The sequence below is a fragment of the Micromonospora sp. NPDC049044 genome, assembly GCF_040649215.1.
Lineage (GTDB): Bacteria > Actinomycetota > Actinomycetes > Mycobacteriales > Micromonosporaceae > Micromonospora.
Map to the genome: position 1 here is coordinate 20,172 of NZ_JBEZFA010000020.1, position 14,934 is coordinate 35,105.

Genomic DNA, 14,934 nt, shown 5'->3' on the forward strand with positions numbered 1-14,934 from the left:
GGTCCGGCCGGTTCCGCTGGGTAGGGTGCCGGGCGGAGGTGCGGCATGGGGATCCCGACGGGCCGACGACGGCTCGCGATGGCTGTCGCGGCGCTGCTCGCGACCGCGGCTGTCGCGGTCATCGTGCACCGGGTGCTCGCGCCGGCCGAGGTGAGCACCGTGGCCCGAGCCGAGTATCCGCAAGCGGCCCAACCGGCCGACGGTGTGGTCGGTCGCCTGCCGGCCGCCCCGCTGATCGTGGACGGGCGACTGCGGGTGTACGCGGCGCACCGCCAGGTCTACGCCGATCGGCCGGTCGACGGGCGGCACCGGACCACCCCGTACTGGTCGTACCGGCGCTGGCCGGCGGAGTTGACCGGAGTGGTGGCCAGCGGCCGCACCGTTGTCAGTCGTTGGTCCGACGGGCGACTTGTCGCGCTCGACGCCCCGACCGGTCGGGTGCTCTGGCGGGCCGACGGCCCGGAGCCCACCGAGCAGGAGGCGGTGGCGCGGCGTACCGGCGCGGCCATCGTCTGGGATCCGCGCGGGTTGCACCTGAGCAACCTCGCGGACGGCCGCACCGTGGTGGTGGTGAGCGGAGCCGCCGAGGCGCGCGGGGTCGAGGTGAGCGGCGGTCGGCAGTTGTGGCGGGTCGAGCTGCCCGGCGGGTGTCGTAGCGACGTCGGCACCACCGCCGATGGACAGCTGATCGGCCTGGACCGGTGTGCCGGGCCGGCGACTGTCGAGTTCCGGGACGCGGCGACCGGCGCGGTGCGCGAACGGTGGCGACCGCCGGGCGGGTCGGACGAGTTGGTGGTGACTCCGCTCGGTTGTCGTACCGGCCGGTCGGACTGCCCGGCCCTGCGCACGGCGGGACCTGGCGACGCGGCCGGCCGGGGGTGGTTGGTGGGCGGAGGCGAGCCGGTCGCCGCCCCCGCGCTCGACCCGGCCGGTGCCACTGTGGTGGGTGAGCAGGCCGTGGTGGTGCTCGACGGGGTGGCGGTGGGTCGGTCGGTGCGTACCGGCGCTGAGCTGTGGCGGCGCGCGGATATCGGTGCGGCCCGGGTGCTGGCCACCCAGCCCGGCCGGGTGCATCTGCTCACCGAGGCCAACGACCTGGTGACGCTGGACCCGGTGACCGGTACGCAGCTGTCCCGCTTCTCGCTGAACGTCGGCCGGGACGGGACGGGTTGGTCGCCCGGGGCGGTGGGGGCCGGGAGCGGCTACGTCGCTGTGGAACGACTCCGCAGTCCGGTCGACCCCGCCGGCGACGACAGGCGCTACTACCTGACGGCGGAGGCGGTGATTCTGGCCGCCACCTGATCGTGGCGTCTCCGACACCCGCAGAACCGAACCGTCCATACCCTTTGTTGCGAAAAGGTATGTTTTTCACGGTTCAGGTTTCCTCGGGAAGGGGTCCGGCGCATGGGCAGGGCAGCAGCCAACTACCTCGTGGGCGGCGCACTGGCCGCTGCGGCGAGCCTCGCACTTGCGGTTCCGCAGGTGCTCAACGCCGATCCGGCGGCGGCGCATGCGTTCGGCGCCGTCCGGGTCGCGCCGTCGGCCGACACCGGCGTCACCTTCGAGATCCTGCCGGCGTCTCCGACCCCCACGCCTACCCAGCCCCCACCCACGCCCACTCCCACGCAACCCACGCCAGCGCCGCCTCAGCCCACGCCCAGCCACGGTGGTGGACTGCCGGTCACCGGGTCCGGCGGGTCGACGCTGCTGCTCATCGGACTGGGCGTGACCCTGCTGATAGTCGGTGGGTTCGCCACCCGCCGTAGTCGGGTCTGACGGAGCGGCTGCCGATGTGCCGTCAGCGTCCGGCCGGGACCCGCTCCCGCGGCCTGCCGGTGGGGGGTCGAGGGGACTGACGGTAACGACGGGTCAGCACCGCGAGGCCGGAGAGGAGCAGCAGACCCCCGATGGCCGCCGCCACCGTCCAGCCGGACGTCATCCGGGAGATGACACTGCCCCGCTTGCCGACCTGGCCGGGGTCGGGAAACTGGATCTGCGCGCTGACGCTGCGCTTCACCAGCCCGCTCTCCAGGTTCACCTCGATCTTCCAGGGTCCGTTCGGCAACTCGACGGGTAGCCGGGCGATGACCTGCCCGGAGCCACCCGGCGGTAGCGTGACGCCCTGCCCGACCTGGAACGGGCCGGCTCGGCTGCCGGCTGGTCCGTCGGTGAGGGTGACCGAGCCGGTGAGGTCGATGGCGCGCTCGCCGGTATTGGTGACCTGGGCGGTCACCGAGGGCTCGCCGGTCGGGCCGCGGGCCGGGCGGAGTTCACCGATGGAGAAGTCGGAGATCGGTTCGCCACCGGGCCCGATGTCGAGGTAGACCCGGACGCCGACCCGGTGGATCTGGATGACCTCCCCGTCGGAGCGCGGCGCGGAGGTGGCGGACGCCCAGATCACCCCGTACCGCTCGCCACGCGAGGCAGCCGGCGGCACCGTGATGGTCGCCCGGACCCGAGCCTCGCCTCCCGGTTCCACCTCCACGACGGGGCTGTCGAGGGTGATCCAGGAGGTCAGTTCGTTTGCCGCGCGACCCTCACCGAACTTGAACTTCGAATCTTCAAGCGTCGCCGCCGCCGGATACACGTCGATGCGGCGGGCCTGGTCGGTGCGATTGTTGATCAGCAGTTGCCGTTTGACGGTGGTGCCCGGCGGCAGGTGATCAACGATGTAGCGCAACGCCCGGGGGTCGTCGCGGCGATTGTTCGGCGCCTCCAGCAGCCGGATTCCGAGGCGATCGTCGGCGTCCGGCTCGGCCGCGCCGGCCCGGGTCGACAGACCCGGACCGGCGAGGCAGAGCAGCGCCAGCGCGACCGCGACGGTCGACCGGCCCCGGCGGCTAGGCCACCGAATGCGTCACCGTCCCGGTGTAGACGCCCGCGATGCTGTCCAGCGGCACGTGGACGATCAGGGTGGGGTTCCAGGTCGCCGTGTTGCCGCCCGTGCCGCCCGAGTGGGTGAACGCCGTGAGCGGGGTGACGCTGTCCAGCGGCGCGGCGTCACCGGAGGTGAGCTGACCCGGCGTGAAGGTGCCGTCGCCAGTGGTCGCCGTCGCCGGACCGGACCAGTAGTCGATCTCGGACGGGAGGACCGTCTCGGGCGGGCTGCCACCGCCGGTCTGGAAGACCGAGGCGGTCACCGTGGCCGCCCAGGAGGCGTCCGCCGCACCCCGGGAATCGGTGACCGTGACCGCGCCGAGCTGGCCGGTGATGGTGCCACCGGGCGCGCCGGTGCCAAGGTCGGCGGTGGCCGGCGCGTCGATGTCGAGGGTGCCGGCAAGCACCTCGAATGTCGCGGTGGTGGTGTCGGTTGGCGCGGCGATGGCCGGTGTGGCGAGGAAACCCACCATCGCCGCGGCGGCTGCGCCGGTAAGGCAGATCTTGGCAGTACGCACTGTTTGTTACCCCGTCTTCTCGAAGTGAGCCGGTGTGATTTCTCGTGGCAACCGGCTACTTCGGAAGATAGGGCAGCGAACTACGCAGAAGCGGACAAACAGAGCTTATAGCCCCATCTGGGTCAATTCAGCGCCGACTCCGCAACGGCCAGGAACGCGTCGTTCTCGGCCGAGGTGCCGATGGTGACCCGGACGCCGTCCCCGGCGAACGGTCGCACGATCACACCGCGTGCCTCGCACGCCCTGCCGAACGCCACCGACCGCTCACCCAGCGGCAACCAGACGAAGTTGGCCTGGCTCGCCGGCACCTCGGGCACCCACTTGCGCAGCGCCTCGCCGACCCGGTCCCGCTCAGCGACGACCAGGGCGCAACGGCGCTCCATCTCGGTCACCTGGGTGAGCGCGGCGAGCGCCCCGGCCTGGGCAGCGGTGCTGCTGGAGAACGGGGTCGCCACCTTGCGGATGGCCGCGGCCACCACCGGCTGGGCGACCAGCCAGCCCATCCGCAGACCGGCCAGACCCCACGCCTTGGAGAGCGTGCGCAGCACCGCCACGTTCGGCCGGTCCAGGTAGTCGAGACCGTCCGGCACCTCCGGGTCGGTGACGAACTCCCGGTACGCCTCGTCGATCACCACAAGCACGTCGTCCGGCACCGCGTCGAGGAACCGATCCAACTCGGCCCGGCGCACCGCCGTACCCGTGGGATTGTTCGGGTTGCAGACGAAGATCACCCGGGTCCGGTCGGTCACCGCCGCTGCCATCGCCGCCAGGTCGTGCCCGTGCCCGGCGTCGTTGGGCACCCGCACGCTTGTCGCGCCGCTTGTCGCCACGATGATCGGGTACGCCTCGAAGGACCGCCACGAGTAGAGCACCTCGTCACCGGGCAGGCAGGTGGCCCGCACCAGGTGCTCGGCGAGCGCCACCGAACCGCAACCCGTGGCGATCCGCTCGGCGTCCACCCCGTACCGCTCGGCAAGTGCGTCACGCAGCGCGACCACGCCCATGTCCGGGTAACGGTGCGAGGTGGTGATCGCCTCGGTGACCGCCTCCACCACGCCCGGCAGCGGCCCGAACGGCACCTCGTTGCTTGCCAACTTGATGGCCTCCGGCAGACCCAGCTCCCGAGCCAGGTCGGCGGGACTGCGCCCCGGCACGTAGCTGGGCAGCGCGTCCAGGTCGGCGCGGGTCAGCCGCAGCGCCGGCTGGTGACGTCCGGATTCGGTCATGGGGTGTCTCCCGGGGGCTGGTTACGGTCGTTCGAGGGGGTGGAAGCGAGCTGGTGCGGAACTTCGACGACGACCGTCTGCGCACGCTTGTCGTGCAGCGCCTGCCGCAGCGGGTGGTCGAAGAGCGGGGAGAGGGCGTCGACAAGTTGCAGCACCAGACCGATCCCGGCGCAGTACCACAGCAGAGTCGGCAGACCCAGCGTGCTCCACCGGCTCAGCGACCGAGCCATGCCCAGCGGCTGGTCGGCGGCGATCGGCACCGCCCGGATCCGCATCAGCCGCTTGCCGACGGTCTGCCCGTTGGCGGCCATGGCCGGCACCTCGTACGCCAACCAGAGCGCTGTGGCGACCAACAGGATCACCAGCAGGAGCGCGTCGGCCCGCTCGCTTGGCAACGGCAGGCCCTCGGCCGAGGTTTCGCCCCGCCGCGCCCGCCGGAGGATTTCCTGCCAGTACGGGGCCCACTCCTGTGCCCAGCGCCAGACGAACCAGCCGTTGGCCACGATGTTCAGTGCGAAGACGATGCCGAAATCGATGAGTCGAGCAACCAGCCGGCGGCCGTAGCCGGCCAACACCAGGCCGTGCGGTCGTGGCTCGGGTGCTCGCATCGGCCAGCCGGGCTGACCGGGCGGGGGCACCCAGCCAGGTTGGCCAGCCGTGGGCACCCAGCCCGGCGGACTGCCCTGCGGACCCCAACCAGGCGGGCCCGCAGCCGGACCCCAGCCCGGGCCGTGGCCCGGCTGTGGGCCGTACCCCGGTGGTGGGCCCTGGTGCGGCGGCCCGTTGGGGACGACTGTTGTCGGAGCGACGGTGCCGGTGGGCGCGGCCGGGGTGACCGGCGCGGGCGGCGGCTCGACCGGCGGTGGGCCGTCCGGCGGGATGGCATCGACGGGGATGGGCGCGCCGAGCCAACCCTCGCCGTCCCAGTAACGCCGGGTGTCGGTGTCGGCCGGATCCACGTACCAACCGGGTTGAACGCTCACGCCGCCGCTCCGCTTCGCTGCGCGACGGCGCGAGGCGCCACGCTTCTGAGCCTGCTGGTTCGCTCGCTGCGCTCGCTCACGCCGCCGCTCCGCTTCGCTGCGCGACGGCGCGAGGCGCCACGCTTCTGAGCCTGCTGGTTCGCTCGCTGCGCTCGCTCACCAGGACACCTTAACGACGACGGTCTCGGCGAACTTGTCGTGGAGGCACTGCTGCCACGGCTTGTCCCAGAGCTGCCACAATCCGTCGACGTAGACACCCGCCGGGACCAACGAACCGCCCAGGAACTGCACGAGCCAGCGCCGGCCGGCCATCTGCCGGTCCAGCGTGCGGCGCGGGTCGATCGGCACCACCTGCAGTTTCAGCACCTTCTTGCCGACCGTCTGGCCGCCGCGCTTGAGGTACTCGACGTGGTAGAGCCAGTAGAACCCGAGCATCACGACGAGTGACCCGAGCTGTAGCAGCACGAGCGGCAGGATGAACTCGACGAAGAGGGTGCCCATGTCGGGCTCCATCAGCGAGCCGTCCGGGTAGGTCCGGGTCATCTCGCCGACCATCCGCCACCAGAAGATGACGAAGAACGGCACGAACAACACAAGCGACACGGCGCTGGCCAGCGCCATGTCGATCAGCCAGGCGAGCAGCCGGTCGGCGAAACTCGCAAGCGGCTGGCCGCCCGGACTCAGCGCCGGGGGCGGCGGGCCGGGTGGTCCGGCGTGCCACGGTGGCGGGGCGTACCCGGGTGGGGCGTACTGCGGCGGTGCCGCGTACCCGTAAAGGTGTGGTCCGGGCGGCGGCGCGACGCCGCCGGCGGCGGGCGGGGGCCCACCGGCCGGCGGCGTCGGGTACGACGGAGGCTGCGTCACGCTCGCAAGTGTTACAGGTTGCCGCGGGCTTCCTGCTCCCGCTCGATGGCCTGGAAGAGCGCCTTGAAGTTGCCCTTGCCGAAGCCCAGCGAGCCGTGCCGCTCGATCAGCTCGAAGAAGACGGTCGGGCGGTCCTGCACCGGCTTGGTGAAGATCTGCAGCAGGTAGCCGTCCTCGTCCCGGTCGACAAGGATCTTGCGGGCCTTCAGCTCCTCGATCGGCACCCGCACGTTGCCGATCCGGGCGCGCAGCTCCGGGTCCTCGTAGTACGAGTCCGGGGTGTCCAGGAACTCCACGCCGGCGGCCCGCATCGCGTCGACGCTGGCCACGATGTCGTTCGTGGCGACGGCGATGTGCTGCGCCCCGGGGCCCTGGTAGAACTCCAGGTACTCGTCGATCTGCGACTTCTTGCGGGCGATGGCCGGCTCGTTGAGCGGGAACTTCACCTTGCGGGTGCCGTTCGCGACGACCTTGCTCATCAGCGCCGAGTAGTCGGTGGCGATGTCGTCGCCGATGAACTCCGCCATGTTGGAGAAGCCCATCACCCGCTTGTAGAACTCCACCCACTCGTCCATCCGGCCCAACTCCACGTTGCCGACCACGTGGTCGACGGCCTGGAAGAACCGCTTCGGCTGGATGCCGGCGTCGATCATCGGCTGCCGGTCCACGATCGGGCCGCGTGCGGTGAAGCCGGGCAGGAACGGGCCGGTGTAGCGGGACCTGTCGACAAGGGTGTGCCGGGTGTCGCCGTACGCGGCGATGGCGGCCATCCGGACGGTGCCGTGCTCGTCGCTCACCTCGTGCGGCTCGACGACGCCGGTGGCGCCTTGGGCGACGGCGTGCGCGTACGCGGCGTCGACGTCCGGCACCTCGAGCGCGATGTCGCTGATCCCGTCGCTGTGCTTCGCCACGTGCTCGGCGCCGTCAGCGTCCGGGCGCACCGCGCCGGTCAGCACGAACCGGGCCGAACCGCTGGTCAGCACGTACTGGGCGTGGTCCCGGTAACCCTGCTCCGGGCCCCGGTACGCCACGCAGGTCATGCCGAACGCGGTGGAGTAGTAGTGCGCGGCCTGCTTGGCGTTGCCGACCAGGAAGTGCACGTGGTCGAGACCCCGGACCGGGAACGGGTCGTGGCTGATGTCGTGGTCGACAGCGCCGACGAGCCGGTCGACGTCGACGTCCTCGGTCGACTGGGGTCGGTCGATCGCCTGGGTCATGGTGGGCTCCCTCGCGTACCGGCCGGCCTCGTGGGCCGCCCTTGTCGGTTCTTGTGGCGAGGATCGCTGTCGCGGCACCGGCTGGGCAACTGTCGACATAATTGCTGGTCAGGTTGCGCATTCGGTATGGTCCGGGTCCATGAATGGTGAGCAGAATGTACAGCTGGACGCGCTTGACGTGCGCTTGATCGAACTGCTCGCCGAGGAGCCCCGGATCGGGGTGTTGGAGTGTTCACGGCGGCTCGGGGTGGCTAGGGGCACCGTGCAGGCCCGGCTGGACAAGCTTGTCGACAGGGGCGTCATCGGTGGCTTCGGCCCGGAGATCGCACCGGCCGCGATCGGCTTCGGGGTGACCAGCTTCGTCACCCTGGAGATCAGCCAGCGGCACGGTCACGACCCGGTCACCGCGCACCTCGCCGCCATTCCCGAGGTGCTGGAGGCGCACACCATCACCGGCTCCAGCGACCTGCTCTGCCGGATCGTGGCCCGCTCCAACACCGACCTGCAACGGGTCATCGACCAGATCGTCTCCTCCGCCGGCATCACCCGGGCGTCGACGATCATCGCGTTGGCCGAACAGATTCCCTACCGCACGCTGCCGCTGGTGCGCAGCGCCGTTCGCGCCGAAGGACGGGCCCCTTCCTGACGCCTCCGGCAGAGCAATGGCCTCCGTTAACACCTTCGGCCCCAGAAAGCGCGGCGACACGGCGGCGCGGGCGTACAGAAGATCCCTGATCGTGGCTACGGTGTGCGGGTGGCGAAGGGGAGGGTGCGCGGCGGGCTGCTGGCCGGCCTCGCCGTGGTCATCGCCCTCGCCGCGACCGGCGTGTGGAACCCGTTCCCCGGCCTCTGGGACTGGGTGGACCGCAGCGAACCCATCTCCGAGCCGGACGTGGTCTGGCAGCAACGGATCGGCGGCACTCCGCGCAGCGTGACCATCGCCGGCGACGCCGTGGTGGTCGAGCAACGCACCCGGGTGGAAGCCCGCAGCCTGGCCACCGGCACCCAGCTCTGGGAGCGCAAGGCGGACTGGTCGGCGGTCGCGGGCGGCGACCGGGACCCGGTCGTCGCCGTGGGCAAGCTCCTGGTCAAGGGGTACGAGCTGCTCGACCCGGCCACCGGGGCGACCCGGCGACGCGACGACGACGCGGTGGCCGTCTGGACATACCGCAACCTGCTCCTCGACGCCCGCTGCACGGACGCCACCGACTGCACCCTGAGCGCCTGGGACCCGCGCGGTACCGCGCCACTCTGGACGGCCTTCCTGCCCGGGGTGCACAGCGGCCTGCTCGCCGACAACCCGGGCCTGCGCGGCACCCGCCGGCTCACCGCCACCCGGATCGACGACGGGGTGGCCGGGGCGGAACCCGCGCCACCGCTGCTCGGCTTCCCGGTGGACGGGCGGGTGCACGTCGTCGACACCGCCACCGGTCGGGTGTTGCAGAACGTCGAACCCGGACGGGACGAGCGGCTGTCCGTGGTGGGCGGCCGGATGCTGCGGATCGCCGCCCGATCCCAGGACGGCACCTGCTACTTCGCCATCTCCGCCCGCGACCCGGCGACCGGGCAGGAGGCCTGGCAGCGGGCCGGGGTCAACCTGCGGACCGCCGACAGTGCCGGCTGCGTACAGCGCGAAGACCCGCAGGGTGCGCGGAACGTGCTGATCGGTGTCGGCCCGGACGGCCGCGAGGCGGTCGTCGACGGGTACGACGGCCGGCTGCTCTGGGTCGGCGAATCCGGCACCAAGCTGATCGCTGTGGACGACCGCTACGCGGTGTTCCGCGCCGCCGACAAACGTTCGGTGGTCGCCCGGCAACTCGGCACCGACCGGGTGCTGTGGACGCGACCCGCCAGCGGCAAGGCCACCGCCGCGCTGACCCCGTACGCGGCGGTGGTCGCGGACGAGAAGCCGTCCCGCCTGGCTGCGCTGGACCCGCGCACCGGCCGGGAGTTGACAGTGCTGCGGACCTCGGCCAACGCCCTCGCGGTCGGGTCACAGGGCATGATCATTGGTGAGGGGCGCGAGATCGGCTATGTCCGCTTCGGCGGTGGCGCAGGCACACCGGCCCGCCCGCCCGGCGACGGAGGGACCACCGGTCCGGGCGGCACCGGCCCCGGTGGGCCGGACAACCGCGACTGCGGGCCGAAGGGTGAACTCTGCGCCGAACCGGACGGCGGCAAGGACGGCTGAGAGCCTGGTAACCCGGTGGCTGGGCGGGCGGCGGGGGCGCGGGATGAGAGCGGCGTCCCAGGACCCGCCCGGCGGGTGGGAGTGATCGACCGGTCTGCCCTAGGCTTGCCGCTCATGAGCAGTGCCGCCGCATTCTCGTACGCCCCCCTGCTGCCGACCGGCCCCGACCAGACGGACTATCGCCTGGTCACCGACGAGGGCGTCGACGTCGTACACGGCCCGGGAGGCCGCCGGTTCCTCACCGTGGAGCCGGCCGCGCTCACCGCGCTGACCGCCGAGGCGATGCACGACATCGCGCACTTCCTGCGCCCCGCGCACCTGGCCCAACTCCGGGCGATCATCGACGACCCGGCCGCCTCGCCGAACGACAGGTTCGTCGCGTTGGACCTGCTGCGCAACGCCAACATCGCCGCCGGTGGGGTGCTGCCGATGTGCCAGGACACCGGCACCGCGATCGTGATGGGCAAGCGTGGCCGGCACGTGCTCACCGACGGCGCGGACGCCGAGGCCATCTCCCGGGGCGTGTACCAGGCGTACACGAAGCTCAACCTGCGGTACTCCCAACTCGCCCCGCTGACCATGTGGGACGAGCGGAACACCGGCAGCAACCTGCCGGCCCAGGTGGAGCTGTACGCCGAGGACCCGGACGGGCACCCCGACGCGTACAAGTTCCTGTTCATGGCCAAGGGTGGTGGCTCGGCCAACAAGTCGTACCTCTACCAGGAGACCAAGGCGCTGCTCAACCCGACGCGGATGATGCAGTTCCTGGAGGAGAAGCTGCGGCTGATCGGCACCGCCGCCTGCCCGCCGTACCACCTGGCCATCGTCATCGGCGGCACCTCCGCCGAGTACGCGCTGAAGACCGCGAAGTACGCCAGCGCGAAGTATCTCGACGCGCTGCCCACCTCGGGTTCGATGAGCGCGCACGGCTTCCGCGACCTGGAGCTGGAGGCCGAGGTGCTGGAGCTGACCCGCAACTTCGGCATCGGCGCCCAGTTCGGTGGCCGGTACTTCTGCCACGACGTACGGGTGGTCCGGCTGCCCCGGCACGGCGCGTCCTGCCCGGTGGCGATCGCCGTCTCGTGTTCGGCGGACCGCCAGGCCGTCGCCAAGATCACCCCGTCGGGTGTGTGGCTGGAGCGCCTCGAAACCGACCCGGCGCGGTTCCTGCCCGACGTCACCGACGACTCGCTCGACGCCGAGCTGGTCGTCCGCGTCGACCTGAACCGGCCGATGGACGAGATCCGCGCGGAGCTGTCCAAGTACCCGGTGAAGACGCGCCTCTCGCTCTCCGGGCCGCTCGTGGTGGCCCGGGACATCGCGCACGCGAAGATCGCCGAGCGGCTGGACGCCGGTGAGCCGATGCCGCAGTACCTGCGCGACCACGCGGTCTACTACGCCGGCCCGGCGAAGACCCCCGAGGGCTACGCCTCCGGCTCGTTCGGCCCGACCACCGCCGGCCGGATGGACGCGTACGTGGAGAAGTTCCAGGCCGCCGGTGGCTCCCAGGTGATGCTGGCCAAGGGCAACCGCTCCGGCCAGGTGACCCGCTCCTGCCAGCAGCACGGCGGCTTCTACCTCGGCTCGATCGGCGGCCCGGCGGCCCGCCTCGCCCAGGACTGCATCAAGCACGTCGAGGTGCTCGAATACGCGGAGCTGGGCATGGAGGCGGTGTGGAAGATCGAGGTTGAGGACTTTCCCGCCTTCATCGTGGTCGACGACAAGGGCAATGACTTCTTCGCCGAGGTCACCAAGCCGGTGCTCACCGTCGGCCGCCGCTGACCCGGTCCAGATGGGGAGGGGCGTCGAACGAATTCGCTCGACGCCCCTCTGTCGTCCGTGCTGAACCGACATCGGTGCGCACGCCTGGCCGGGGGCGGTTGGGGCGTGCGCACCGCCCCCGTCGGATGTCGTCACCGACAACTCGGAGTGAGTGTCCGATGGACCGCTGCCGATCCACTCTCACATCGCTATCGCCTGACTGAGCTGATCTGTCACCGTCGGACTACGCTGCTGAACGTCGGGCCATCGAGGCGGGGGAGCAGATGCGGTTCGGGATCCTGGGACCTCTGCGGGTCGGCGGTGGCGAGGCCACCGTCACCGCTGGTAGAGACCGGATCGTGCTCGCCATGCTGCTGTTACGGGCCGGGCGGCTCGTGCCGGTGGAGGAGCTTGTCGACGCCGTGTGGGAGGAACACCCCCCGGCCACCGCCCGGGCCCAGCTGCAGACCTGCGTGTCGCGGTTACGCCGCCGGTTCGCCGAACTCGGGCTGGCACCGGAGGTCATCGTCACCGACCCGGCGGGGTACGGCGTCCGCACCGCGCCCGACGACCTGGACGTCGAGGTCTTCGCGCGGGGTGTGGAGACGGCCCGTGTCGCAGTGGAGGCCGGTCGGCTGGACGACGCGCGGACGGCATACCGCGTCGCCCTGGCGCTCTGGCGAGGGCCGGCGCTCGGCGGTATCCCGAGCCAAAGCATCCGTCGCCGCGCCCAGGCCCTGGACGAACAGCGTCTGACCGCGTTGGAGGAGTGCGTCGACGTCGAGCTGCGTCTCGGCCGGGGCGCCGAGTTGATCGACGAACTCGCCGAGAGCATCGACCAGCATCCGCTGCGAGAGCGCCTACGCGGCCAACTGATGCTCGCCCTCTCCTCGGTCGGTCGACAGGCCGACGCGCTCGCGGTCTACCGGGAGGGTCGGCGGATCTACGCCGACGAGCTGGGCATCGAGCCGGGCACCGAACTCCAGAAGCTGCATCAGCGCGTACTCGCTGGCGATCTCGTCCTGGCCGGTCGGGCGTCGTCACCGATCCAGCCGGTCCGCTCACTGCCCCGGGCGATCGGCGACTTCACCGGTCGGCAGCAGACGCTGGCGCGCCTGCTGAAGGACGTGGAGGCCGGCGCGCGAATCCAACTCATCGACGGAATGGCAGGCAGCGGTAAGACCACCCTCGCGGTGCACGTCGCCACCGCCCTGGCCGACGACTACCCGGACGCCCAGCTCTACATCGACCTGCACGGGCACAGTGAACGCACCCCGCTGACACCGGCCGCGGCGGTGGCCACGCTGCTGCGGCAACTCGGCGTGCCGGCCGACCGGGTGCCGACGAACCAGGACGACCGGTTGGCGCAGTGGCGCACCGAGCTGGCCGGCCGGCGGGCCCTGCTGGTGCTTGACAACGCGTCCACCGCCGACCAGGTGACACCCTTGCTGCCCAACGGCTCACGTTGCCTGGTTCTGATCACCAGCCGTCGCCGGCTGGTCGGAGTGGACGAGGGGCGACCGACGTCACTGCCCGTGCTCGACACGGACGAGGCGATCGAGCTGCTCGGCCACGTGGTCGGCATCGACCGGGTGGCTGCCGAGCAGAACGCTGCCACCGAGGTCGTCCGCCGCTGCGGCCACCTGCCACTCGCCATCCGGCTGGCCGGTGCCCGGCTGGCGCACCGGCCCCGCTGGCGCATCGCCGACCTTGCCGAGCGGCTGACGAGCCGACCCGATCCGTTGGCCGAGTTCGAAGCGGGCGACCGGTCCGTCGGCCGGGCCTTCTCCCTGTCGTACGCCCAGGTGTCGCCGGCGGCGCAGCGTGCGTTCCGGCTGCTCGGCCTGCATCCGGGGGTACGGTTCGACAACTCGGTCGCCGCCGTCCTCGCCGAGCTGCCCCTGCCCGACGTCCAGGATCTGCTTGACGAGTTGGTCGACGCGAATCTGGTCGAGGAGGCCGAGCCGGGTCGGTACCGGTTGCACGATCTGGTCCGGGAGTACGCGCGGACCCTGGTGTCCGAGCCGGGCCGAGAAGTCGAGCGGCGGGACGGCGTCGAGCGTCTGCTCGACCACCACCTGCACGTCGCCGCGGCTCTCGCGCGCAAGACGGAGCTTTCCTCGCTGCACTCGCTGATCGTGGTGGCGGGGCCGCTCCGCCCCGACCTGGTCGCGCTCGTCGCCGAGCAGGGCCAGGCCTGGCTCGACGAGAACCTGGGCTTGTGGACCGCACTGGTCCGGCTGGCCGAGACCGAGGATTTCCCTCAGTACTGCTGGCAGATGGCGAGGGCCTGCTGGCACGCCCAGTTCGAGGGCGGTCGGCTGGACGAGCTGATCGAGACACACACCATCGGCCTGCGTGCCGCCGAGGCGTTGGGCGACGACCGGGCAGTGGCAACGATGCTCAACTATCTGGCCTCGGCCCACTACCGGCTGGGTGATTTTTCCGAGTCGATCCGGGTCATGGAAAGGTCAGTCGACATCTTCCGTGCGCTGGGTCTGCGCAGCGGGTTCCGCAACTCGCTCAGCAACCTGGGCAGTTCGTACGCCGCCGCCTTCCAGTTTCGCCGCGCCCGGGAGTGCTTCGACGAGGCTCGCGCAGTGGCCACGAGGATGCGCGACAAGGAGGCACTGACCAACGAACTCAACAACTTTTCGATGACCCTGCTGCTGTGGGGACGGCACGACGAGGCGCTGCGCGTCGCCCGACTGCATCTGAGCGCCGCCCGCGAGGTCGGCGACCCGCGCCGGATCGGCAACGCCCTCGGGCATCTCGGGATGATCCGGCATCGGATGGGTGACGTGGGACCGGCCAGCCGGTTGCTGCGGGTGGCTCTGCGTGCCAAGCGCAAGATGGGCAACCGCTACGGTGAGGGGGAGGTGTTGAACGAGATCGGGATGATGGAACGGGAGGCTGGGCGCCCGGAACAGGCCGCCGACCTGCACCGTGCGGCGCTCGTCGCGATGACCGAGGCGGGTGACCGCATCGCCCAGTGCGGCTCGCGCAACCTGTTGGCCCGAGCCATCCTGGACCAGGGCGATGTGGCCAGCGCGCTCGACCTGCATCGTCGGGTGCTCGCCGATGCCGCCAGCTTGAATTCCCGCTACGAGCAGGGCCGCGCGCTGGAGGGCATCGCCCGGTGCCTGCTTCCGACCGACCCGGCGGCGGCGCGCGTACACCTGACCCGGGCGCTGTTCCTGTTCCGGCAAATCGAGTCGCCGGACCAGCACGAGGTGGCCTGCCTGCTCGCCAAGTTGGACTGACGGATCATCTGCGAGTCGGCGGCGGGCGCGGCAG

12 protein-coding genes are annotated in these 14,934 nt (G+C 71.3%); 6 read left to right on the plus strand and 6 right to left on the minus strand.

Annotated elements, in window-relative coordinates; all coding sequences use genetic code 11:
• Positions 1 to 45: 45 nt before the first annotated feature.
• Together AB0B85_RS18165 and AB0B85_RS18170 are read left to right on the plus strand one after the other, a co-directional pair.
• Positions 46 to 1,302: a PQQ-binding-like beta-propeller repeat protein gene (locus AB0B85_RS18165; RefSeq protein WP_357408624.1), complete on the plus strand. Its 1,257-nt coding sequence runs from the start codon at positions 46 to 48 to the stop codon at positions 1,300 to 1,302.
• Between the two features lie 102 nt (positions 1,303 to 1,404).
• A complete protein-coding gene (locus AB0B85_RS18170; RefSeq protein ID WP_357408627.1) occupies positions 1,405 to 1,776 on the plus strand; it encodes an LPXTG cell wall anchor domain-containing protein in 372 nt (123 codons plus the stop codon).
• Between the two features lie 22 nt (positions 1,777 to 1,798).
• Here the strand turns inward: AB0B85_RS18170 and AB0B85_RS18175 are convergent, their stop codons facing one another.
• The 6 genes from AB0B85_RS18175 to hppD all read right to left on the minus strand — a co-directional run bounded on the left by AB0B85_RS18175 (position 1,799) and on the right by hppD (position 7,685).
• Positions 1,799 to 2,680, minus strand: a complete 882-nt coding sequence (locus AB0B85_RS18175) for a hypothetical protein (protein WP_357408629.1) — start codon at positions 2,678 to 2,680, stop codon at positions 1,799 to 1,801.
• A 160-nt stretch (positions 2,681 to 2,840) separates the two neighbouring features.
• Positions 2,841 to 3,395: a hypothetical protein gene (locus AB0B85_RS18180; protein ID WP_357408631.1), complete on the minus strand. Its 555-nt coding sequence runs from the start codon at positions 3,393 to 3,395 to the stop codon at positions 2,841 to 2,843.
• Positions 3,396 to 3,517: 122 nt separating this feature from the next.
• Entirely contained in the window at positions 3,518 to 4,621 is a 1,104-nt protein-coding gene (gene hisC, locus AB0B85_RS18185; protein WP_357408633.1) for a histidinol-phosphate transaminase, read from the minus strand.
• Positions 4,618 to 5,604, minus strand: coding sequence for an RDD family protein (locus AB0B85_RS18190; RefSeq protein ID WP_357408635.1), 987 nt, complete (start codon positions 5,602 to 5,604; stop codon positions 4,618 to 4,620). The genes hisC and AB0B85_RS18190 overlap by 4 nt, the downstream gene beginning before the upstream one ends.
• A 156-nt stretch (positions 5,605 to 5,760) precedes the next feature.
• Positions 5,761 to 6,468, minus strand: a complete 708-nt coding sequence (locus AB0B85_RS18195) for an RDD family protein (protein WP_357408637.1) — start codon at positions 6,466 to 6,468, stop codon at positions 5,761 to 5,763.
• 11 nt (positions 6,469 to 6,479) lie between these two features.
• On the minus strand, positions 6,480 to 7,685 hold the full coding sequence (gene hppD / locus AB0B85_RS18200) for a 4-hydroxyphenylpyruvate dioxygenase (protein WP_357408639.1): 1,206 nt from the start codon (positions 7,683 to 7,685) through the stop codon (positions 6,480 to 6,482).
• A 139-nt stretch (positions 7,686 to 7,824) separates the two neighbouring features.
• On the opposite strand from hppD, the gene AB0B85_RS18205 reads away from it, so the two are divergent.
• The 4 genes from AB0B85_RS18205 to AB0B85_RS18220 all read left to right on the plus strand — a co-directional run bounded on the left by AB0B85_RS18205 (position 7,825) and on the right by AB0B85_RS18220 (position 14,900).
• Positions 7,825 to 8,331 carry an Lrp/AsnC family transcriptional regulator gene (locus tag AB0B85_RS18205; RefSeq protein ID WP_357408641.1) on the plus strand — a complete coding sequence of 169 codons (507 nt, stop codon included), beginning with the start codon at positions 7,825 to 7,827 and terminating at the stop codon, positions 8,329 to 8,331.
• Positions 8,332 to 8,466: 135 nt separating this feature from the next.
• Positions 8,467 to 9,876 carry a PQQ-binding-like beta-propeller repeat protein gene (locus AB0B85_RS18210; protein WP_357408800.1) on the plus strand — a complete coding sequence of 470 codons (1,410 nt, stop codon included), beginning with the start codon at positions 8,467 to 8,469 and terminating at the stop codon, positions 9,874 to 9,876.
• A gap of 114 nt (positions 9,877 to 9,990) precedes the next feature.
• The gene (locus AB0B85_RS18215; protein WP_238648277.1) at positions 9,991 to 11,658 is read left to right on the plus strand and encodes a fumarate hydratase; all 1,668 of its coding nucleotides are present in this window, start codon (positions 9,991 to 9,993) and stop codon (positions 11,656 to 11,658) included.
• Positions 11,659 to 11,921: 263 nt separating this feature from the next.
• The gene (locus AB0B85_RS18220; RefSeq protein WP_357408644.1) at positions 11,922 to 14,900 is read left to right on the plus strand and encodes a BTAD domain-containing putative transcriptional regulator; all 2,979 of its coding nucleotides are present in this window, start codon (positions 11,922 to 11,924) and stop codon (positions 14,898 to 14,900) included.
• Positions 14,901 to 14,934 lie beyond the last annotated feature (34 nt).

Excerpts from the sequence above, each read along its gene's own strand:
- AB0B85_RS18165 (WP_357408624.1), top strand. The coding sequence starts at position 46 with ATGGGGATCCCGACGGGCCGACGACGGCTCGCGATGGCTGTCGCGGCG.
- AB0B85_RS18170 (WP_357408627.1), top strand. The coding sequence starts at position 1,405 with ATGGGCAGGGCAGCAGCCAACTACCTCGTGGGCGGCGCACTGGCCGCT.
- hisC (WP_357408633.1), bottom strand. The coding sequence starts at position 4,621 with ATGACCGAATCCGGACGTCACCAGCCGGCGCTGCGGCTGACCCGCGCC.
- hppD (WP_357408639.1), bottom strand. The coding sequence starts at position 7,685 with ATGACCCAGGCGATCGACCGACCCCAGTCGACCGAGGACGTCGACGTC.
- AB0B85_RS18205 (WP_357408641.1), top strand. The coding sequence starts at position 7,825 with ATGAATGGTGAGCAGAATGTACAGCTGGACGCGCTTGACGTGCGCTTG.
- AB0B85_RS18215 (WP_238648277.1), top strand. The coding sequence starts at position 9,991 with ATGAGCAGTGCCGCCGCATTCTCGTACGCCCCCCTGCTGCCGACCGGC.
- AB0B85_RS18220 (WP_357408644.1), top strand. The coding sequence starts at position 11,922 with ATGCGGTTCGGGATCCTGGGACCTCTGCGGGTCGGCGGTGGCGAGGCC.